The following is a 20,237-nucleotide window of genomic DNA, read 5'->3' as shown; positions in this document are numbered from 1 at the left end:
GCTTTGCCGAACCGCCGATTTCCAAAGGAACACCGCGCGAAAGAGGACGCTACCCACGTAGAAGCGGAGTACGGGAAACCACTCCCACTTGTAGAGTGGAGTCTCACGATTGGCTAAAAGCGAGTTAAAAGAATTCAAGGAGGAATTATATTGTTGCAAGGTAAAATCGCATTGATCACAGGGGGCGGGACCGGGATAGGTCGGGCAATCGCCTTATTATTAGCTCGATCGGGTGTACATATCGCTCTTAACTTTTCTCGTTCAGAAGAAGATGCCTTGAAGACTTGTCAAGAAATTAAGGATTTAGGAGTTCGTTGTTTGACTTATAAAGCAGACGTATCCAAAGATGCCCAGGTAAGGTCTATGGTTAGTCAAGTGGTGGCTGACTATGGGCAGCTTGATATCTTAGTTAATAATGCTGGAATGACTCATTTCGTAGAGCATGTCGATCTAGAGGGAATGAAAGAGGAGTATTGGGACGATATTCTGGGAGTCAATGTTAAGGGCATGTTCTTTTGTTGCCGGGCTGTTGCATCCGAATTGAAGAAAAGTCGGGGGTGCATTGTTAACATCGCATCAATCGCCGGGTTAACTGGGTTGGGAAGCTCTATCGCTTATGCTGCTTCAAAAGCAGCAGGAATAAGTGTGACAAAATCGTTAGCCCGTGCTCTGGCTCCGGAGGTAAGGGTTAACGCGGTTGCACCTGGAATTGTGCAAACTCGTTGGGTGGAAGGGAAGGAAGAGCATATCGCACGGCTAGCTGCGGATACTCCGCTTGGACGAGTTGCAGAACCTGAAGATGTTGCAGAAGTAGCCTTTTCTTTAATCGCTCATGCAGGGTTTGTAACTGGACAAATAATTGTGGTCGACGGAGGTAACTTCATTTAATCCACGCAGAATTGTAGAATTAATCCGGTGGCGCACATGGCATCGGATTAATTAATTCGAGCTCCGTTCCGGTGATCACAAGAGGGCATGTATCCTTTTGCTCTTATTCAAGGTGACATCACCAGAGCACTTGACAAAGAGTAAATATTAGGTATAATAAAGATAGATTCACTTAATCACAAAAGATTCAGTTTCAAGAACTTGTTGGTCGCGTGCTAGGTAAAGTTTCGATTGATTCGAAGGTTTATGCATTGCAATCAGTTGAGCCAATGCTGAATTTCGAAGAATTGGAACCACCTAGAGGGTGGTTTTTGTCGTTTAGAAAGAAAGTTTTCCCGCAAAGTTCCTCCCAATCAGTTGTCTGAGTTAAGTCTTCCTTAGCGGTTGCCGTTTTATTAAGCTGGGAAATTGAGTTCAGAATTCAGGTGATTAGCACCCTAACCCTTCTCTTAAGATGAGTAGGCTGTTTTCAGATTGACCCCAGTTGGTTGTCATAGAGAACTAGTGGAGGATTTGTCCAGATTAGTTTCCTTACCTGAAGTTGCTTTTGATGGTTTATTATCTTAGTCTAGGAGGTCAAAGTATTTACTCCCTTACTGGTTAGTTTCTCAGAACGTGTGATTTTGACTAGTTTTGTTGGCTTAGATGTAAGGTGCATTAGCTACTACCCTTTTTTACTCGGTAAATGACTCTTCGGTAATGTTTGGTTTAAGATTAATCTAGAACCGTGTATCCATTAATTCTTGAGGAACTTTGCGGGATTCATTTAGATTTTAAGGCCACTTATTTGAGTGGCCTTTTCTTTTGTTGACATTTCCATTAGTATTAAAGCAAAGACAATTCCTTCATAATAGTAAAACCTAGTGAACTCAACTAAAGCTGAATGTCGAGACTTCGGTGTCTAACCCAACGAAGCGGAGTACAAGGTACCGCACCCACTTGTAGTAGTGGGAGTCTCGCGATTGGCTAAAAAGGAGTCCTGCAATCATGATCAACGTTAATTTCTTGGTAGCTTCAATAAAGGATCAAGTAATTTCTTGGAGACGTCACCTGCACCAAAATCCTGAATTATCGTATCACGAGGGAGATACCTCCCAGTTTATTTATAATACACTCCTGACCTGTGGAAATTTAGAGGTTACTCGTCCTACGAAGACAAGCGTAATGGCCCAACTGGTTGGGAAAAAACCAGGTAAGGTGGTTGCCATTAGGGCTGATATGGATGCTCTGCCAGTTCAAGAGGAAACTACAGTTAACTTCGCTTCCCAAAACCCAGGGGTGATGCATGCCTGTGGGCACGATGCTCATACCGCTATGCTATTGGGAGTAGCAAAGGTTTTTTGTGGGATGCAAGAAGATCTTACGGGGGAACTGCGCTTCATCTTTCAACATGCAGAGGAATTGTTTCCCCCTGGAGGGGCAGAAGAGCTTGTTGAAGCTGGGGTGATGGATGGGGTAGACTACATCATCGGTGGACATGTCTGGACGCCTTTAGAAATTGGTAAAATAGGTCTTACTTATGGTCCAATGATGGCTTCGCCAGATTCGTTTTACCTCACGATTAAGGGAAAAGGTGGACACGGAGCGATGCCCCATCAAACAATTGATGCAATTGTAATTGGGGCAGAAGTGGTAGTTAACTTGCAACATATCGTTGCGAGAAATATTGATCCTTTGGATCAAGTAGTAGTCTCTGTTTGTCGGTTTGTGGGTGGCACATCTAATAACATTATCCCGAATAAAGTACAAATAGACGGCACAATCCGTACTTTGAATCCCAAGCTACGCGAAGAGGTTCCACTCTTACTTGAGCGAATAGTCCAAGGGATTACGTCCGCTCACGGGGCAGATTATGATTTGAAAGTTATTAAAGGCTACAGACAGGTGCTGAATGATGAGAGTGTCGTTCGAATTCTAGAAGAGACAGTGCGTGAAGTTATGGGCAATGAGGCGATAGAGTTTGTTCGTCCCAGTATGGGCGCGGAAGATTTTTCGGCTTATTTGCAAAAAGCCAAGGGTGCGTTTTTCTTCATAGGCGGAGGGAACCAGGAGAAAGGATATATTTATCCGCATCATCACCCATGCTTTATGATAGATGAAGACGCCCTACAGAATGGCATGAAAATCTTTATTCAAGCCGCGCTAAAGCTGCTTGTGTGAACAGAAATAGTTGTCTAATTGACACGATTATGGGGTATTATTAAGGCGAATTCTTGAGAGTTGGGGGAAGATCGTTGGATGAAATGGTGGTTGAAGAAAGACAAGAAACGTGTTCGACGGTTAGCAAGATCGTTAAGATAAAGATATTCCGTAGAAGAGTCGACAGTGCTCGAGAAGGGGAGATTGTAGGCTTTGATTGCGCAGCATCAACTTCGTCTTGTGAGACTAAATGTACTTTCAAGCTATTAATGGAAGACTTTTAATTTAGCATCCGTTTTTCTCAAAGCCAGACTGGACAAAGTACCCATCGGACATATTGCGCACCAAGTTCTGGCTCGGTATAGGTAACCAACCAAAAGGCCAATGATCGTAGTTGTAAGCATCATAGAATAAACTCTAAATCCTAAATGTACTACCCAATCAGGCATGGCCCCAATATCTAGAAGGTTAGGCATTGTCCAAGGAAGTTGAAATGCCATTAAGAATCTCACTTTTTCTAGAGGGTCTCTTTTATCGAGAAATACCATTAATGTAGTAAGACAAATCATAAAGAAATTAATCGCAAAGTACGTTAGCATAATTCGCTTTCCTTTACCGTTTAGCAACCACTTTGGAGCAGTGCGCTTGTTGCCAATCACAGCAAACAGTCGGTTAAAGAGATTTGATCGGGGACAGTAGCTTTGGCACCAGGTTTTTTTATTATCCTTAATCACGAAAACAAAGGGCAGGATGAGACAGAAAAAACCGATCCAGGCAAAGACAATATTAAAAAAGCCCAAGACAAAAAATAAGATAGTGAATAGGTATGAATATTGAATCCAATTTTTTTTCATTATAAATCTCCATTCTATAGATTTTCGTCAATCTTTATACAGTAGGGGGGTTAGGGGGCTCTGTAATTATAGTATTTATTAACCGTTTGAGCAATCTTTATATATAGTCGATTTCGACACTCTTTTCCTAAATTTAGGTTGACTCTAATCTTCATAACGTTTGATCATATTTTACTTGGGGAAAGGTTCTGGTATAATAATATAAGGGGGGATTATAGATGCAGAAACTTTATCAAATTTTAGGATCCATAATTATTCTATTAATCATTGTCGCAACTGTAATATTTTCCTTTGGGTTCATTGTAGTAGTAGCAGCTTTGGTGAGCTTATTAGGAATTTACCGTTATTTCGTTATGAAAAAGAGATCTAGGGAATTCAAAACTAGGCCATATGCCCATGGAGAAATTATTGATTTGCAAGCCCAAGTGATTGACGAGACGATTCAGGTTAGAAAACCCGATGAATTTAAATAGCATTTGAAAAACATGATTCTTGTGTTGAATCTGCTGTCAGTGTTAAGTCCATCGACCGGTGCAAATCGGCGATGGACTTTTTTACAACTTATGATCTTTATACCATGGGAAGGTTGTTTTAACTGTAAATAGAGTACAGGGTGATTAATTCTTTCCAAAAGGCCATAGACGGTTTGTGCTTCTCAGATAAGCAATAATCTGTTCTACGGGCAGTTTCTCACGGATATGATTGTCTACCCCAACCATGGTCTCCGCCTGGAACAAAGCGTTAAGACAAGCCTCCTCGGAGGCATCAACCACTGCCTCTATGAAGGGATCGAGAAACTTTGCACTGTCTATGATTGGAGGCTGGGCATGGGGATATATCCATGGGTAGTTGGATATGACCATATCAATATCCCCGCTCCCCCAGCGACTGATACTACCTACTCTGCTTAATCCCAACGAGGGTCTTTTAGCTAGACGCTTTAACTGGGGGTAGGTCAAGGGAGCATCGGTAGCAATAATCGTAATATTCGAGTTGCGGTTCGACGGAGCTTCGTGAACTGGAAACATGCGACCAAAGGGGATGCCCTTAATTGTTAAATCTTTTCGCTGTCCAAAATTACAAACCATTAACACTCCCAAGGTCCAAGTACCGAAGTTGTTTTTTACAATGCGGGAACAGGTACCTACTCCAGATTTATAGGCAAAAGCGCTCATCCCTACTCCGGCTCCAACGTTGCCCTCCAGAACCTGCCCGCCAGTGGCTGTGGCGATGGCTTGCCAAGCATGCTCTTTTTGTACATGCCTGCCTCTGGTATCATTTAGATATCCATCGTCACATTCAAAGACCGTAATATTAGGTGTCCGTTCTGAGATACCAACCCCAGGGTTATGTTTGAGCACCCAGTCATTTCCGCCCTCTAGAACTGCCCCAATGCTTAGTGAATTGGTAATCAGAATCGGGTTTTCACAAATTCCCAGTTCTTCTATATACATCATACCGATGGATTTGCCGTAACCGTTGAACGGGAACACTGCCGCGGGACATTTTTGGGAGTAAAGATTACCGCCATGTGGCAGGATTGCGGTGACTCCGGTGCGTACGGGTCCCTGGCCTGGGATTAGTCTACCCTGCTTGCGGATCAGACTGACTTGACCTACGGTGAGCCCAGGCACATCGGTAATAGCATTGAATTTTCCAGTAGGCAGCATACCAAAGTCCAAGCCAAAGTCTCTAGCCCTAATTCGAACCACCCCCCCCCACAAAAATTACCCCATAGTATACTATGGGGTAGTTTTTGTCTTTATTCTACGAGGGATCAACTGTCTCTCTTGACGTGCTTTCTTTGAGTTCATCCAATCGTGAGACTCCCACTTCTCCAAGTGGGAGTGGTTCAGCTAAGTGTTCCTTTTGGGTAGGCGATATGAATTATACGCCGATAGCTATTCATTTAGGGATAGCGGCTTCGGCGATACTCTCCACCGGAGAGTATCGTACCCGACAGTTTCATCACCGAAGTCTTGATGTTCAACTTTAGTTGTAAGAGTTCACTTTCTGAGCGGATTTTGATAAGGAAAGGACCACACCGAATATGACTAAGACAAAGCCGATCCAATGATAGAGGGCCAAGGACTCTTTGAGAATTGTGACACTTAAAGTAAACACATGTTGCATATTGTTAAAAACGCATGCCTTGCCACTACCAATTTTATTAATGCCGTAAAGATTGAGAAAAAATGCTACGCCAGCTGCGAGGAAGCCCATGTATAATATAATAAGCCATTCGGAGGTTGAAACGTGCCATTCAGTTGACCTGAGTTGCCAAGCACCCATTGGAATGAGCATAAATGCAGCAAAAATGAGGGCATAAACACATGTGACAAGGGAAGAGAATTTTTTCATGATTTTCTGTCCCAAAAGATTGAAAAATCCTATGGAAAGAACATTCAAGAATAAGTAGGATTCGCCGATTCCTAAATTAAATGTAAGCAAATGAAGGAGTGAGCCTTGAGTAAAGACGATTAATAGCCCCAAAAATGAAGTAATCATACCTAGAGTTTGATACGTAGAAGGTTTCTGTTTAAAGAAAAGAAATAATAGTGTATTTGTAACAGCCGGTAGCGTCGCAAAAATAACAGAGGCATTCGTCCCTGTAGTATGCTGTAATCCCAAGAGCAGTGAAACATAGGGAATTGTAATTCCTAAGACACTTATGATGATTAGCTGTAGTAACTCTAGCTTATTGGGTTTAGGAGCGTTTTTAATCTGGGGCCAGGCCAGTGGCAAAAGAATAACAAGGGCCAAAAGCACTCGTATCGCGGATAAAGTAAGAGGAGGCACATGTCCCGCAATTAATCGTCCGGCAATTACATTCCCACCATAAATAAGAGCGGAAATGATTAAAAGAAAATAAGCTTTGAAGTGGGTACTTTGATGATGTGACTGTTGCATGAAGAGCTCCCTTTTAGTCAATGTCTAAATCTCTAAATCTCAACCATAGCCATTATACAAAATGATTTGAAGATATAAAAGGGGTAAGCTTAATCTAAATGCATAGAAAAACGCCACAATTCAAAAGCTATATTCTAAACAGGTAACTGTTTTAAGTATAACGGAGGTGTTTGGCTTTGCGAGAATGGAAAGATTTATCTAAGGATGAGAAGGATATCATCTCAACTATGAAGAATCAGGGTATTACCCCTGAAGAGCTACTTCAAAGGATGCGAAATTCCGGAAAAATGAGTGACCAGGCTATTGAAGGGTTAGAAAAGGCGCTTGAGGATGTCAGACCATTTCTCGTACACTAGGAATTAATAGAGGTACTGAATCTAAACTAAAGTTTGCTAACATATAGTTAACAAACTTTAGTTTTTAACAGTCTATTTTTAATCGACAAACGCATTATTGTTAATACATGGAATATCATTTATAATCGTAGAGAGGTATTCCATTAAAACAGGGAGGTACAGGATTATGATTTTGACAACCACACCTTCTATAGAAGGCCGTAAAATCACTTCTTATTTAGGCGTTATTACTGGAGAAGCTATTATGGGCGCCAATATCATGCGTGACCTATTTGCCAGCATTACCGATGTCATAGGTGGTCGCTCAGGGGCTTATGAAGAAAAATTACAAGAAGCGCGCCAAATTGCTTTGCGTGAATTAGAGGAACGTGCAGCCCGGTTAGGCGCTAATGCTGTGGTCGGTATTGATTTGGATTATGAAGTGGTCGGACAAAGCGGCAGTATGTTAATGGTAAGTGCTTCAGGAACAGCAGTCCGAGTAGAGTAGATACGCCTACTTAGGCACGCCAAAGTCTTAATGTTAAGCAGCGAAGGCTCCCACCTCCAGCTAATAGTGCTTCAGGATGAAATTCAATGATTTGTACGCCCCGTAGTTTCAACCTCTTTTTTGTCTGAGCATTAAGGGCTATATCGTAATGAATGAAGATTTTAGGTTCTAATGGAACAAAACTACACCCCCAATTTTGCTGCTCTTCATCATTGATATCTATAAGTTCGATATTTCTTTTTCCTAAGTATGACTTTAGATCAATTTCAATTCTCCTCTCTTTACTGATTAGGTAGGTTCGGAGGAATGCAGGAGGAAAATACAGAGCTAAATCCTCACTGATCCTGTTGAAAATCATATCTGCATGCATGAACCTTCGAGCCTGCGGCGCACTAATATAAATCACTTCCTCAAAAATATCTAAGGCTTTAGTAAAGAATCGTTCGATCGTACTAGGTCTATGCCGTTCAGTATCCACGATTATTAATGTATTAGGAGACAAAATTAAGCACCCTTCAAATTGTTCATAGGTTTCAAATTCATGGAATATTGGTATGCCAAGATTCGTAAGAACCTCCTTGACTACTTGTTCCTCACCGGCCCTAGTACCAGGACACATTTCCGATAAAATAGCGCCGTGGCTTGTGACTACAGCTGTATCGTGTAGATAAGCTAAATTTGGAAGTTTAACTAACAAGTCCTTTGTTTGGTGCACAAAGTCTCTAACTTGTAGTACCGCTACATTATATGCCTTTAACAATTGAGCATATTGTTCATGCTCCCTTAAGTACAGATCAACCTTGGGAACATTGTTAAATAAGTGATACTTATAATTTGATTTAGTGATGCTAGAGAGTGATTCTATGGGGTTATGAAGTAATACTTTCTTTAAACGTGCTAGCTTCTCAGTCCCAAACATTGCTCTTGTCTCGTTCATTTTTCAACATCCTATCCGTTATGTACCACTATTGTTTACATTTAGCTCTTATTAGATACTCGCTTTTTCGGGCATTGAACGGGTGAATTAATTGTGGTGCAATGAACTACATATCGGGCTAGATTAGGGATTTAAGAAAGGTATAGGGGATATGAAGAAAATAAGACTCTTGCTTTTTGCTGTTATTGTATCAGGATTATTACTATTTGATCATCAACTCACTATACCAGAAAGCGCTGTTCCTCTTTCACAGGTGCCTTATTCTGACCTCTCTTTTGCTGTATTAGGAGATATCCATAGCAATAATAATAGCTTAAAGCAGGCAATCAGAGATCTTTATAGTATCAATCCAGCAATGAACGCTCTCATCCTCAATGGGGATATTGTGGATCAAGGCATTAAGCGACAATATGATGCGATTAAGAAAACTCTGTATATAAATAGATTGTTGCTGCCTAAAATAATTATTAAAAACATTGGAAATCATGAGTTTTTTAATTATAATATAGAAATTAATGGTCCAGAGGATGTGAAATTATTTATTAATCGTTACCTTGAATTCGCAGAAAAAGAGAAAGTGTATCATGATACGTGGATTAATGGATATCATTTCATCTCCCTTGGATCAGAAGATGGTAATTCTTTAACCCTTGATTCGATCAGAGCTTTTATATCGGAGGCACAAAAAGAATGGTTAAAAGACAAACTGGCTGAAAACTACACTTTAGGTAAACCAATGTTTGTTTTTCTCCATCAACCTTTAAACAGTAACCCTAGTAGCGGCTGGGTTGGTTCGGATCAAAGTGAAGAGATTAGGAAAATACTATCCCAGTATCCGGAGATCATACTCTTTAATTCACACACACATGCCGATTTAACAGAGAAGAGTGTTGTCTTACATCAACCGTATACAAAAGTCCATACCGGAGCGGTACACTATACTATTGTTCAACACGCTCAAGGTCAAAATAGGACAAGAGAAGCTTTGATTAAAGGTTTATATATTGAAGTCAATGGAAATATAGTGGTGATCAAGGGAAGAGATCTGAAGGAGAGATCTTGGATCTTTAGCACAATAATACCTATTCCTGGATACTGAGTAGTATAAGAATATCTATTAAAAAGACAGACTAAAGCCCCCGAAGAGATAAGACTCTTTGGAGCTTAGTCTGTTTTTTTCAATGAATGTCTTTAAAGATGCCTAAGATACCATAATAAGAATTTCCGATAATAGTATTTTCTGTATCTGAGCCAGTTAATTGCTTGATAGTCATAAAATAGAGCGTTCAACAATGGTTTACCATGAAAAATGACAACAACTAGATGATTTGATAAGAAATGTAACGTAACGCAATGTTGCTATGGTCGACTGTTTAAAGAAATATATTAAGGAAAATTAACTAGTGAGTGATTCTAGACCAATATTCAAGGCCCTATCGATAATAATTTAACTTTTTTGAAATTTACCATAGATATAATATATAGTGCCATATATGTGGCCTATAGACAACGTGCTTATCTACGTGCTACTCTTCATATATAAGAATATTTGAAGTTTTTAGATTTATCAATTTGCAAATAGAAGGAGGAGAATTAGAAACATGTGCAAACTTGATACGGCACAAATGTCAAAAAGTCATAATCGGTTTCGTTTCCTCAATCATTATGGTTTGATTCTCCTACTATTATCAATAGGTATGGTACTTATCCTATCTGGATGTGGGGGTCTAGACACTCATATTCAACCTAATACATCACAATCTCAGATGAAGCAAACCTCAACATCAACCACTGAAACGATACATAAGGCCTATGTTGTAGGAGAAACTTTTAAGATAGGAGATCTCCAATACAAACTAAACAGTGTTAAGACTTCATATGAAAATGGTGTTAAGCCTCCGAAATCTGGGAAAACATTTCTCCTGATTGATTTAACAATTGAAAATCATGGAAATGCAGATGTAGAGGTGAGGAGCATGATAGGATTTAAGCTTTATGACAAGGATGGGCGAATCCAAGCCTTTAGCATGAACGCAGCTCAAGCTGTAAAAAGCGCTATGGACGGGACAATTACAGCTGGAGGGAAGATGACGGGTGAGTTGGGGTATGAGGTTTTAAAGGGAGACCAAACCTTTAAATTAAAGATTTTACCGAATCCATTTAGTTCTAAAACCGCTATAGTAGACATCCCAATCAGTTGTTTGCTATTTGAAACCATTTAATACCTGTCCAGGGTGGTATAGAGAATAGACTATAACGCAAATTAGTGAAAAGAAATAATAGATCCATATATTTATTGGGGACAGAACAAAGAAAGAAGCAGCATTAACTTAAAATGCTGTTTCTTCTTGTTCATAGGCAATGAGTATACTTTTTCTTAGTAGACTTTATGTATACTCTCGTTATTGGTTTCTGATTCTGAATCATTTAAAATAGTTGAGTCACTAATTTTCGGGACAGTATTTTGATTATTCAATTCAATGATTTTTTGTTCTAAACTTTTAACCGCAAAGTTCAATTCTCTAATTTTTAAAGTTGACCTAATTTTGCTGAAAATCCCTAAAAATGAAGTAATCAATCCTCCAAGAACTGCAGAAAAAAGTATAACTAAGGATTGAGAGAGTTGATAGTCAACCCAATATAGTTTAATAAGTACAACATTAGAATTTAAAACAGCAAAGATTGCTACCAAAACTGAGAAAAATAATGAAAATATTAACCAAATCCGCATAGCTTCGCTTCCTCTCTATGTGGTAAAATATTCTTATCAATTATAACATAAATGGAAGACTAATGAGAGATTGGTGTTGATTTCCTAGGAAGTTTGTGAGGAAATGATCCATCTCATCAAAAGAAAAGAAGACCCTTACTAGAATTTCTCTGATTAATCACTGCAATACTTATGTAATTGGTCTAAAGTTAAACGCAAATACCCATCGCCATCCCTTAGATGTAAATCCTTCAGTAAATATTGTACCATAGTAATCCTTCACTTAGCAGACATAATATACACTGCGTTAGTGGGTTTGAGCAATGACTGCGTAATTAATCTCAATAGTGTTATAATAATATAAACTTAACCCAAGGAGGTAAGTCATGAGAAAGATTCTCTTAATTATTAGTTTACTCATATCTCTTCTGCTTTTGAGCAGTTGCGCAGATAAAGATAGTGTTAAGCCTGATGGGGACAATACATCAACTCCTCCAAATACTAATGCTGAAGTTCTCACCATTAAGGACTATTTTGGCCAGCAAGAAAACTCGAAGTATGTGTACGAGGGTCAAGGCAATGAATTCGCCTCCTACACAGTCTACATGGATTATAAAGCAGGAAACCGTGTTCAGCAAAGATCTAATAACGGTGGTACGGAAATGGTGAAGGTGCTGGAAAATAAAGATGGCGAGTTGAGAATACTTCTATCGAGAGGAGAGTGTTATTACAGAGAAAATTTAACCCAAGCGCCAAGTAGTAGTAATGTGGAAATTCTCTTGAAAGAGCCCTTAGAGATTGGAACCAGTTGGACCCTGGCAGATAGCAGAATACGCTCTATCACAAATCTGCAAGTGGAGGTAACTACTCCTTCGGGTACTTATAAAACTCTAGAGGTTACAACCGAAGGTAAAGGGGATAAGACACTAGACTATTATGCACCCAATATTGGCCTTGTGAAATCTGTGTTCACTTCAAATGGAGTTGAGGTGTCATCAACATTAAGCAAACTTGAAACTAATGTATCATTTATACAAACTGTAAGATTTTATTTTCCAAATACAAATGTCGATAAGCTATATTATATTAATAAAGAGCTTTCCTTTAAGACGAATGACATAACAAAAATATTTTTTGAAAATGCGTTTAAAGATTTACCAAAAGGCAACTTAGCTAAGGTATTGGGTCCTAATGCTAAAATTAAAAGTCTATATTTGAATCAGGACAACAGAGTTTATATTGATTTTTCTAAAGAGTTTCTGAGCGAAATGAATGCAGGTTCTAGCTACGAAAATTTAATTTTACAGAGCATTACCAATACAATCGGGACGTATTATGGTGTCGATAAAGTATCTATAACGATAGAAGGCAATCCATACGTTTCTGGACATATTGGCATGAAAAAAAATGAATTCTTCACAGTGAACTTAACAAACAGTGTAGAACTAAAATAAAGTTGATGTTGAAGGTGAAGGTGAGAGTATGGCTCCGTGCGTGCGTTTTTTGCAGTGTGCGGGTTGTCGTTTTGACAGCCCCTTTTGGGAAGGCCCAGAGGGGTGGGCAGCGCAACGAAATCAAGATCTGTGGCAGACCTTTGAAGCAGTCCTCTCACTTTGTCGATCAGAAAAGGTAGAGATTCTGTTCCTGACTGGTGATATATTTGAACAGGAGTATGTTCATAAAGCCACTGTCGAGCGAGTAGCTAGGTCGCTAGCCACTTTGAACGGTACGAGGATTTTCATTGCTCCGGGAGAAAGAGACCCGCTTGTTGCAACGTCTGCGTATCGCCTAGCTGTTTGGCCAAGTAATGTGCATATATTCTCAAGTGGAATTAGCAGTGTGAAAATACCTTCATTAAATGTCACTGTCTATGGTGCGGGATGGACAGCCTATCAACAAAAAGATCCTTTTTTCGACAGTTTTCAAGTGGTTCAGGATGGAACAATACCGATAATGCTTCTCCATGCTGAAATGGACTCAGTCAAAAATTCGGTAGGTTTCATCCCTATTCTTCCAGAAAATATTATTGCTAGTGGTTTGGCCTACTTAGCCTTGGGGCATCAAGAGAGATGGACAGGGATTCAGAAAGCGGGAGAAACGGTCTGGTCTGATAGTGGTTTTCTTGAAGCTAGAAGTTTTGCAGAGAACGGGCCACATGGGGTAGTCATGGGGGAGCTTGAACAAGAATCCGCCAAAGTTAAATTTCTGGAATTGGGACAGCGCCATTATATTGAAAAGACTCTCGAAATCCAAGCCAATCAAGCCAATCAAGCCAATATAGTAGCCCTTTCTTCAAAATTATTGTCAGAAACGAGCCCAGAAGAACGGCAAAAAGACTTATATCGGGTCAATTTATCTGGACCATTTCGAGAAGTAGAAGCGGTAGTTCAACCATTGCAAAAACTATTAGCAGATGAATTCCGCTTTTTAGAAGTCGTACACACTGAAGGCGAAACGAACGCTCGATCTGGGACAGATGTTGTTACACCATCGGAGACAATAACCGAAAATGGAGAGGGCTATCTTACAGTGTCCCAAGTATTTATTAATAAACTTAAAGAACGCCAGTTTCTTGCAGTGGACACAGAGAACCAAGAACACTGCGAGTTAGTAATGAAAATCGGGCTGGCAGCGCTTGGGCAAGGGCGGATAGACAATGAGAATTGAACGAATAAAGAGTACTAGACTAACAGGACTAGAGGATGTCGACTGGACATTTCCAGAAGGCCCAGCTTTTCTTTTTTGTAAGGATAGAAGCTATCCAGGAATGCTAGGCAACTTACTGATAGAATTATTTTATAATCAAAAAACATCGCACGATTTAAATACTGATAACAGCAAAGGATTATTGGAGGTGTGGCTGGCTAACGGAAATACCAGATATCATATACGACGAGACTTCACTCAAAAAAGTAGTGAAGTTGTGCAGTCTTCAACCCTTGAGCATGAGGAGGGGACGAGAGGGAACGTGTCCTTGCCGGAGACTATGACAATCGGAGATTATTTATTTCGGGTTAATCATCAGATCATTCGTCAGGGAGTGGTTGTGGAGTGGCCCGAACAAGACGAACTTAATCATTTGAAAATTTGGATCAACAACCTTCGACAAGGTGGAGATGAAGGTCTTTCCCTAATTAAGGTGCGAGCTTCCCTGCTCGGAGGGCAAAAGAGAGTGAGCGAACAAGAGGGGAGTATAGTGTTAGTTAAGGCCGAGTATGACGCGCTGCGGCGTGAATGGGAGAGTGCGAACCGACAGCAAGACGAAGAACGGTTGCTTCTCATTGCGATCAAGAATTATCAAGAAAATGAGGGGATTCTATCTGAGAGAATTGCTTTAGCTATAATAATTCAGGAGCGTTTGGCGTTGCTTACTAAAAATCCGGATTATCGGGAGTTACGTCAACTCCAAGGAGAGTTAACTCAGCTAGAAGAACGGATCTGTGTTGTAGAGTCGAATCTGAAGGCGCTTACGAGTGAGTCAGAAGTAGATTGGGCTGTGATTGAGAACCTGCGTGAAGAGTGCATTGAATGGGCAAGACTCCAAGAACAGATTGAAGATATGAGTGTCGCAACACAAATGAAGGCAGAACAAATTGCTGAGCTGAAAGATTCCATTCAAACGTGCGGATACGAGGGATTGTCGAAAGATGAAGATCAGCGTTTGCGCAGGATGGAAGAAGAAAAAGAGGTGGCGCAAGAGGAACTTAACAAGCTTACAAGCATTAAAGAGGTGATTAAGAGTACCGGACTAATATATTCAGAAGAGATAGCACGACTTCAAGATTTTGCAGACATGGCGGGAGTAACAGAGGCAGATGAAGTTAAGATTGCGCAACGGGAAAAGCATTTGAAGCAGTGGCAAAACTCTAGAATTTGTTGCTCGCTTGATCGGACACTAAGAAGACATTTTAGTGAAACGAGCATCTGCGAAAAGCTAAAAGCTCGTCTTGGCCGCTACTATGAGGAGCATCGTAGCACGACTTTCGAGGAATTCATGCGTCGGCTTGTGGAATTTCGTGACCAGAAGAAGCTAGTAGAGAGTCTTCAAATCCAAATCGAGCAACTGAGAGAACAAGCAGGTAGGGAAGGTATTCTGCATACGACGGTACAAACTCGTACTGCATTTTTAAAAAAGGCCTTTCTAGCGACCAAGGCGGCCGATTTACCAGAATGGTTGAACGGATGGAAAGACTTCAATAGAAAGAAAGAACAGCTTGCCCTTGAAATTGATGCGCAACAGCTTCTACTAAACCTGTCTGCTATAGAAGAAAATAAGTTGCATGTCTGTACAGAACAACTGCGAGAAAAGTTGGGAGATTGGGACACTCCTACAACTAATAGAGACGATGTCTTAGCTGCAGTTTTTAAAGTTGCTACCCAACTGCGGGTGAAAGACGAGGTGGAGCGGGAAATCACTGAGTATGCACAGAGGTTTAATGACTTACTCGGTGGTCGCAATATGGAACGTCTTGCCAAAGAATTGGAACCTTTAGCGGACTTGGAACGTGAAACTCTTGTTTCCGATGAGGAAAGGCTGGTAGAACTTACCGCTTGGCAAAAAGAACGTATAGAAACTCGTAAGCAACGTGAGGAGGCAGAACGGCGCCTTAAATCTAGCCAAAAATTTCCGCCCTTGGACGTTTTAGAAAAGAAGATAGAGACCATTAAGCGACAGTGGATGGCCTATGAGGACTTATCTAGAGCCATAGATGATGCTCAGGTTTTGTTGGAGACGTCTTGGCAAGAATGGCAAGCCAAGTTCGGAAAGGCTCTAAACAACGAGATGAAGTGGATATTAAGTAAAATTTCACCCTCCCGAGCTCAAGAAAGAATACAAAGAGAACTTGATGAAGCAAAGAGAGATTATTTTGCTTATCGTATGGCCATTGCCCAGTTAACCTTTGGCAGTTCCACCGAGGTTCCCTTGTTCTTCTCGGTTGGAGTTATAGACGACGGTGAAAGGTTTTGGTTAGATGTTATAGCGTACTTACGACAATTATCCCTGACTAGGCAGATAATTCTTATCACTACGGATCCGAAATTGGGAGAGAAACTTATAGGAGTTGGTTGGTCTTCTTTACAATAGCGGATTGTTAAACTTCCTCCATCTGAGTTTAGCTTAAGGTTAACTGATAGGAATATAAAAACTCCGAATAGAAGCAAGCTCTATCCGGAGTTTTATATTCCTAAGTCTCAACAACAACGTCACTTTTTGGAGGGAGGATTCTAATTAACTATGTTTAAATTATCTTTTAAGTCTTGGTAAAAGTTTGCCTTAGCCGTATTATAATAGGGGAGCACCCATAAAAACCCTATGCCCAAGGTGATAATTCCTAAAAGGAACCAGCCGAGAAAACTTAACCATAATCTAAACAGTTTTCCTTTAAAGCCAGTCATCATCTGCTTGCTTTGGTTTAAAGCTTCAAACGCGCTTAACTGAGGGTTATCTGTCATAATAAAGTAAGCCATGGAATATCTGAGAGAAGCAATAATTCCAGGAATAATCAAAAGTAGTGTCCATAAAATTGTGAAAATCGTAATCATGATATTAAGTACAAACGCTTTGAAGAAGAATTTGAAACCTCCAAATAAATCCTCAATAATCGGTCCTTCACTCCTAATCAGTTTAATGAAGTACCCTGCAACCCCAAGCGCAATTGGACCCCCTAAAATTAGGCTCAATAAGTTAGAAGTGCCAGTAAAAGATGGTTGTGAAGCAGGAACACTTGTGAGGACCCCATTTTGCCAAACATATTGAGCAGTCTCAACCACCCCTCCGCCAGCCGTTGTTAGAAGCCAAGCGATAAGACTTAAAATTGCAGCTTCAAGCCATTTGCCATGTAGCTGTTTCTTTGCGCGTAGTTTAAATTCACGGTTAGCCTGTAGCATGCTTATCTCCTTTCATTCAATTATTTTGATGAGTATTATATTATCCATTTATTCTGATGATACTCAATACAAAGATAAAATGAAAGTTCTAACGTTGGCGTTAGAAAATGATAAAGTGTTAATAATATTTATAAACAAAAATATGAAACTGTGATTATACACTATATAATCAAGATTCCGAAAGCAGGTGGCTACCATGAGATTTAAGGAATTCACTTATCAACGACCGGATTTATTAGCCTTGGAAACCAAGTTTGTTGATCTATTGGCCAAGTTCGAGCGAGCTGAAGATTTTGAACAGCAGGATTTGGTGATGGTCTCGATAAATGGGTTGAGGAGCGATTTTGAGTCGATGGAGCAGCTTGTGCTGATACGTCATACCGTCGATACAACTGACCCCTTTTACGAGGAAGAGCAGGCTTTCTTTGACGAAGGCACGCCGATTTATCAGGGCTTGATATCCCAATATTATAGGTCTTTAGTCAGCTCTGAATTCAGACAAGCCTTAGAAGAAAAGTGGGGAAAACAGCTTTTTATCAAAGCTGATCTAACCCTGAAAACTTTTGCTCCGGAAATTATTGAAGATTTACAACAGGAAAATAAACTTTCAAGTGATTACACCAAGCTCATCGCTTCGGCAAAGATAATGTTTGAAGGGGAGGAGAGAAATCTACCGGGCATGGTCCCGTTTCAGTTGTCAACCGATCGGGTTATGCGGAAGCGAGCCAATGAAGCCAAATACGCTTTCTTTAACGCCAATGAACTAAAGCTTGATGAAATCTATGACGGTCTGGTAAAAGTTCGGACTCGTATGGCCAAGAAATTAGGGTATACAAATTTCATTGAACTTGGGTACGCCAGGATGCTTCGCTCGGACTACACTCCAGATATGGTGGCAAACTTCCGACAGCAAGTCAAAGACTCCATCGTTCCAGTAGCTTCTAGATTGAAGGAAAGACAAAGAAAACGGCTGGGCTCGACGACTCTGCCCTATTACGATGAGAAGTTTAATTTTCGAACAGGCAATGCACGCCCTCAAGGGGATCCAGAATGGATTGTAAATAGTGGGCGACGCATGTATAACGAGTTGTCAGCAGAGACCGGCGAATTCTTTCAGTTTATGGTGGATAATGAGCTGATGGATTTAGTCAGTAAAAAAGGTAAAGCTGGAGGGGGTTATTGTACTTTCATTAGTCAATATCAGGTGCCCTTTATTTTCTCTAATTTCAATGGTACATCAGGTGATATCGATGTCTTGACGCATGAAGCTGGGCATGCGTTTCAAGTTTATTGCAGCAGAAACTATCAAATTCCAGAATATCATTGGCCTACCTCTGAGGCCTGTGAGATCCACTCTATGAGCATGGAATTTTTCGCTTGGCCGTGGATGGAACTTTTCTTCAAAGATGACACTGCCAAGTATAAGTTCACTCATTTGAGCGACGCATTACTCTTCATTCCTTATGGGGTTAGTGTTGATGAATTTCAACATTATGTTTACGCTCATCCAGAGGCCTCACCACAGGAGCGGAAAGCAGCTTGGAGAGAGATCGAAAGGAAATACCTACCACATCGCGATTATGAAGGCAACGACTATCTTGAACGTGGTAGTTATTGGCATCAACAGGGGCATATTTTCGGAGATCCATTCTATTATATTGACTACACCTTAGCGCAAATTTGCGCCTTTCAATTCTGGAAAAGGTCCCGTGAAAATAGCGAAGCAACCTGGACAGATTACCTGAGGCTGTGTCAGGCAGGAGGCAGTAAATCGTTTTTGGAACTGGCTGATTTAGCGAACTTGGTGTCTCCATTTCAAGATGGGTGTATCGCATCCGTGGTCAAGGACATCGAAGACTGGCTCGATGAAGTGGATGATTCTAAGCTGTAATTCAAAGGCACTAACGTGGTAGCGTCCAAGTAACGCCTGTTTCTTGGATAGCTACCTTTTCTATTTGACCAGAGGCTGCTTGTCGAAAACGGGCCATAGGTTCATGCATTGGTTCCTGAGATAGTTTGAACGATCCCCAATGCATGGGTATGATCCATTTCGCTGACATTTCCTCAGCCATTTTCCAAGCTTGTTCTGGAGTAGCGTGCTTGTCCTCGAAAGATTTTGGAGAGTAAGCTCCAATACCCATGATTGCTAGGTCTATTGGTATCCCTTCGAGTTGTTGTTTGATTAGTTCAGTGTAGCCAGTATCTGCGCCAAAAAATAAGTTTATGCCGTTTTTAGATAAGAGGAAACTGTTTGCTTCCATACCTTTTCTCCAGGGTATCCGGGCGCCCCAGTGTTTACCTTCGATTGCTTTGACCTTGACACCGGCTAAGGTCTTACTGTCTTGCCAGTGAAGTTCTTCAATAGCTTGATAGTTCATGCCCTTCCACAAAGGAAGAGTATTTTTAGCAGTGACAGCGAGGGTGGTAGCTGATTCTAACTTACGCAACGTAGGATAATCAAAATGGTCTGTATGAGCGTGCGATACAAGTAATAAATCGATCGGACCAACTTCGTCGCTGTTCAAAGCTGAAGCAATATAACGGCTGGGGCCTATTGTATAGTTGCCGATAGGGGTTATACCGATAGTTGAGTTTAAGGCTGGATCAATGATGATTCTTGTACCAAAGAAATTGATTAGAAAACTGGCGTGTCCGAGCCAGGCAACCGTGACTTCTTTGTCTGACCATTCTTTAGGAGTAGGGACGAAGTTGGGTTTAATGAGTTTGCTTTTTTCCTTGTCTTGCTCACCAAATGTGCTATTTATAACGTGAATACCTCCGCTCAGTCCTAGAGCCCCAATCAGCCCCAGACCTATAAATTTTCGTCGTGTGTATAGTTTCGTGGATTGGCGAGTTAAATCTGTGCTTATTAAATTGCTATGATCCTCCATGTGTATCACTCCTGCTGCTTTGGTATAAGACTACATTCGCGATTGTTCACTGAAGTCCTGCAGGTCTTAAACGAATGAAAAGTGAATAACTATCAAGCGATTATATTGAAAACATAGTTTGTGACAGTTCTTATCACAAGGTATCAAAGTTAGAAGAAAGGTAAACTATAATTTTG

The 20,237-nt window shown here is 40.6% G+C and carries 20 protein-coding genes; 13 read left to right on the top strand and 7 right to left on the bottom strand.

What is annotated here, in order from left to right; all coding sequences use genetic code 11:
• Positions 1–150 precede the first annotated feature (150 nt).
• The 3 genes from E4K67_RS21790 (at position 151) to E4K67_RS21780 (ending at position 3,311) form a co-directional block, all read left to right on the top strand.
• The gene (locus tag E4K67_RS21790; RefSeq protein ID WP_135550586.1) at positions 151–888 is read left to right on the top strand and encodes an SDR family NAD(P)-dependent oxidoreductase; all 738 of its coding nucleotides are present in this window, start codon (positions 151–153) and stop codon (positions 886–888) included.
• 987 nt (positions 889–1,875) lie between these two features.
• Positions 1,876–3,048: a M20 metallopeptidase family protein gene (locus tag E4K67_RS21785; protein WP_135550584.1), complete on the top strand. Its 1,173-nt coding sequence runs from the start codon at positions 1,876–1,878 to the stop codon at positions 3,046–3,048.
• 83 nt (positions 3,049–3,131) lie between these two features.
• On the top strand, positions 3,132–3,311 hold the full coding sequence (locus E4K67_RS21780) for a hypothetical protein (protein WP_135550698.1): 180 nt from the start codon (positions 3,132–3,134) through the stop codon (positions 3,309–3,311).
• On the opposite strand, the gene E4K67_RS21775 is transcribed toward E4K67_RS21780, so the two are convergent.
• Positions 3,294–3,881, bottom strand: coding sequence for a hypothetical protein (locus E4K67_RS21775; protein WP_135550582.1), 588 nt, complete (start codon positions 3,879–3,881; stop codon positions 3,294–3,296). The genes E4K67_RS21780 and E4K67_RS21775 overlap by 18 nt on opposite strands.
• A gap of 218 nt (positions 3,882–4,099) precedes the next feature.
• Here E4K67_RS21775 and E4K67_RS21770 point away from each other — a divergent pair, with 218 nt between their 5' ends.
• Positions 4,100–4,354, top strand: coding sequence for a hypothetical protein (locus tag E4K67_RS21770; RefSeq protein WP_135550580.1), 255 nt, complete (start codon positions 4,100–4,102; stop codon positions 4,352–4,354).
• Positions 4,355–4,498: 144 nt separating this feature from the next.
• Here the strand turns inward: E4K67_RS21770 and E4K67_RS21765 are convergent, their stop codons facing one another.
• The gene (locus E4K67_RS21765) at positions 4,499–5,593 is read right to left on the bottom strand and encodes a DmpA family aminopeptidase (RefSeq protein WP_243454578.1); all 1,095 of its coding nucleotides are present in this window, start codon (positions 5,591–5,593) and stop codon (positions 4,499–4,501) included.
• Positions 5,594–5,637: 44 nt separating this feature from the next.
• Here E4K67_RS21765 and E4K67_RS21760 point away from each other — a divergent pair, with 44 nt between their 5' ends.
• The gene (locus E4K67_RS21760; protein WP_135550578.1) at positions 5,638–5,877 is read left to right on the top strand and encodes a hypothetical protein; all 240 of its coding nucleotides are present in this window, start codon (positions 5,638–5,640) and stop codon (positions 5,875–5,877) included.
• Here E4K67_RS21760 and E4K67_RS21755 read toward each other — a convergent pair.
• Positions 5,874–6,791 carry a DMT family transporter gene (locus tag E4K67_RS21755; protein ID WP_135550576.1) on the bottom strand — a complete coding sequence of 306 codons (918 nt, stop codon included), beginning with the start codon at positions 6,789–6,791 and terminating at the stop codon, positions 5,874–5,876. The two genes, E4K67_RS21760 and E4K67_RS21755, sit on opposite strands and share 4 nt — an antisense overlap.
• Positions 6,792–6,967: 176 nt before the next feature.
• Between E4K67_RS21755 and E4K67_RS21750 the strand changes: the two genes are divergently transcribed.
• Entirely contained in the window at positions 6,968–7,147 is a 180-nt protein-coding gene (locus E4K67_RS21750; RefSeq protein ID WP_135550575.1) for a hypothetical protein, read from the top strand.
• Positions 7,148–7,313: 166 nt separating this feature from the next.
• The gene (locus E4K67_RS21745) at positions 7,314–7,634 is read left to right on the top strand and encodes a heavy metal-binding domain-containing protein (RefSeq protein ID WP_135550573.1); all 321 of its coding nucleotides are present in this window, start codon (positions 7,314–7,316) and stop codon (positions 7,632–7,634) included.
• 10 nt (positions 7,635–7,644) lie between these two features.
• Here E4K67_RS21745 and E4K67_RS21740 read toward each other — a convergent pair whose 3' ends face one another.
• On the bottom strand, positions 7,645–8,571 hold the full coding sequence (locus E4K67_RS21740; RefSeq protein ID WP_135550572.1) for an arginine deiminase family protein: 927 nt from the start codon (positions 8,569–8,571) through the stop codon (positions 7,645–7,647).
• Positions 8,572–8,722: 151 nt separating this feature from the next.
• On the opposite strand from E4K67_RS21740, the gene E4K67_RS21735 reads away from it, so the two are divergent.
• On the top strand, positions 8,723–9,670 hold the full coding sequence (locus E4K67_RS21735) for a metallophosphoesterase family protein (RefSeq protein WP_135550570.1): 948 nt from the start codon (positions 8,723–8,725) through the stop codon (positions 9,668–9,670).
• A gap of 502 nt (positions 9,671–10,172) precedes the next feature.
• Positions 10,173–10,793, top strand: coding sequence for a DUF4352 domain-containing protein (locus E4K67_RS21730; RefSeq protein WP_135550569.1), 621 nt, complete (start codon positions 10,173–10,175; stop codon positions 10,791–10,793).
• A 155-nt stretch (positions 10,794–10,948) separates the two neighbouring features.
• Here the strand turns inward: E4K67_RS21730 and E4K67_RS21725 are convergent, their stop codons facing one another.
• Entirely contained in the window at positions 10,949–11,302 is a 354-nt protein-coding gene (locus E4K67_RS21725; protein WP_135550567.1) for a LapA family protein, read from the bottom strand.
• A gap of 365 nt (positions 11,303–11,667) precedes the next feature.
• Here E4K67_RS21725 and E4K67_RS21720 point away from each other — a divergent pair, with 365 nt between their 5' ends.
• Genes E4K67_RS21720 through E4K67_RS21710 form a run of 3 tightly spaced genes read left to right on the top strand, consistent with a single transcriptional unit; the run spans position 11,668 to position 16,367 of the window.
• Complete coding sequence (locus E4K67_RS21720) at positions 11,668–12,735, top strand: GerMN domain-containing protein (RefSeq protein ID WP_135550565.1); 1,068 nt, start codon at positions 11,668–11,670, stop codon at positions 12,733–12,735.
• A gap of 28 nt (positions 12,736–12,763) precedes the next feature.
• On the top strand, positions 12,764–13,948 hold the full coding sequence (locus E4K67_RS21715) for a metallophosphoesterase family protein (RefSeq protein ID WP_135550563.1): 1,185 nt from the start codon (positions 12,764–12,766) through the stop codon (positions 13,946–13,948).
• Entirely contained in the window at positions 13,938–16,367 is a 2,430-nt protein-coding gene (locus E4K67_RS21710; protein WP_135550561.1) for an AAA family ATPase, read from the top strand. Before E4K67_RS21715 ends, E4K67_RS21710 begins: the two co-directional genes overlap by 11 nt.
• Positions 16,368–16,507: 140 nt before the next feature.
• Here the strand turns inward: E4K67_RS21710 and E4K67_RS21705 are convergent, their stop codons facing one another.
• Positions 16,508–17,170: a DUF975 family protein gene (locus E4K67_RS21705; protein ID WP_135550559.1), complete on the bottom strand. Its 663-nt coding sequence runs from the start codon at positions 17,168–17,170 to the stop codon at positions 16,508–16,510.
• 196 nt (positions 17,171–17,366) lie between these two features.
• Between E4K67_RS21705 and E4K67_RS21700 the strand changes: the two genes are divergently transcribed.
• Positions 17,367–19,061 (top strand): M3 family oligoendopeptidase, encoded by a 1,695-nt coding sequence (locus E4K67_RS21700; RefSeq protein ID WP_135550557.1) that lies wholly within the window; start codon positions 17,367–17,369, stop codon positions 19,059–19,061.
• Positions 19,062–19,071: 10 nt separating this feature from the next.
• Here E4K67_RS21700 and E4K67_RS21695 read toward each other — a convergent pair whose 3' ends face one another.
• The gene (locus E4K67_RS21695) at positions 19,072–20,061 is read right to left on the bottom strand and encodes an MBL fold metallo-hydrolase (RefSeq protein WP_135550555.1); all 990 of its coding nucleotides are present in this window, start codon (positions 20,059–20,061) and stop codon (positions 19,072–19,074) included.
• Positions 20,062–20,237: the final 176 nt, after the last annotated feature.

Source organism: Desulfosporosinus fructosivorans (assembly GCF_004766045.1).
In the GTDB taxonomy this organism is placed as follows: Bacteria; Bacillota; Desulfitobacteriia; order Desulfitobacteriales; family Desulfitobacteriaceae; genus Desulfosporosinus; species Desulfosporosinus fructosivorans.
Note: the sequence above shows the minus strand (reverse complement) of the source record. Positions and strands in the feature narration are given on the sequence as shown.

Excerpts from the sequence above, each read along its gene's own strand:
- E4K67_RS21725 (WP_135550567.1), bottom strand. The coding sequence starts at position 11,302 with ATGCGGATTTGGTTAATATTTTCATTATTTTTCTCAGTTTTGGTAGCA.
- E4K67_RS21780 (WP_135550698.1), top strand. The coding sequence starts at position 3,132 with ATGGTGGTTGAAGAAAGACAAGAAACGTGTTCGACGGTTAGCAAGATC.
- E4K67_RS21740 (WP_135550572.1), bottom strand. The coding sequence starts at position 8,571 with ATGAACGAGACAAGAGCAATGTTTGGGACTGAGAAGCTAGCACGTTTA.
- E4K67_RS21695 (WP_135550555.1), bottom strand. The coding sequence starts at position 20,061 with ATGGAGGATCATAGCAATTTAATAAGCACAGATTTAACTCGCCAATCC.
- E4K67_RS21710 (WP_135550561.1), top strand. The coding sequence starts at position 13,938 with ATGAGAATTGAACGAATAAAGAGTACTAGACTAACAGGACTAGAGGAT.
- E4K67_RS21770 (WP_135550580.1), top strand. The coding sequence starts at position 4,100 with ATGCAGAAACTTTATCAAATTTTAGGATCCATAATTATTCTATTAATC.
- E4K67_RS21730 (WP_135550569.1), top strand. The coding sequence starts at position 10,173 with ATGTGCAAACTTGATACGGCACAAATGTCAAAAAGTCATAATCGGTTT.
- E4K67_RS21775 (WP_135550582.1), bottom strand. The coding sequence starts at position 3,881 with ATGAAAAAAAATTGGATTCAATATTCATACCTATTCACTATCTTATTT.
- E4K67_RS21700 (WP_135550557.1), top strand. The coding sequence starts at position 17,367 with ATGAGATTTAAGGAATTCACTTATCAACGACCGGATTTATTAGCCTTG.
- E4K67_RS21735 (WP_135550570.1), top strand. The coding sequence starts at position 8,723 with ATGAAGAAAATAAGACTCTTGCTTTTTGCTGTTATTGTATCAGGATTA.
- E4K67_RS21745 (WP_135550573.1), top strand. The coding sequence starts at position 7,314 with ATGATTTTGACAACCACACCTTCTATAGAAGGCCGTAAAATCACTTCT.
- E4K67_RS21720 (WP_135550565.1), top strand. The coding sequence starts at position 11,668 with ATGAGAAAGATTCTCTTAATTATTAGTTTACTCATATCTCTTCTGCTT.
- E4K67_RS21785 (WP_135550584.1), top strand. The coding sequence starts at position 1,876 with ATGATCAACGTTAATTTCTTGGTAGCTTCAATAAAGGATCAAGTAATT.
- E4K67_RS21755 (WP_135550576.1), bottom strand. The coding sequence starts at position 6,791 with ATGCAACAGTCACATCATCAAAGTACCCACTTCAAAGCTTATTTTCTT.
- E4K67_RS21715 (WP_135550563.1), top strand. The coding sequence starts at position 12,764 with ATGGCTCCGTGCGTGCGTTTTTTGCAGTGTGCGGGTTGTCGTTTTGAC.
- E4K67_RS21705 (WP_135550559.1), bottom strand. The coding sequence starts at position 17,170 with ATGCTACAGGCTAACCGTGAATTTAAACTACGCGCAAAGAAACAGCTA.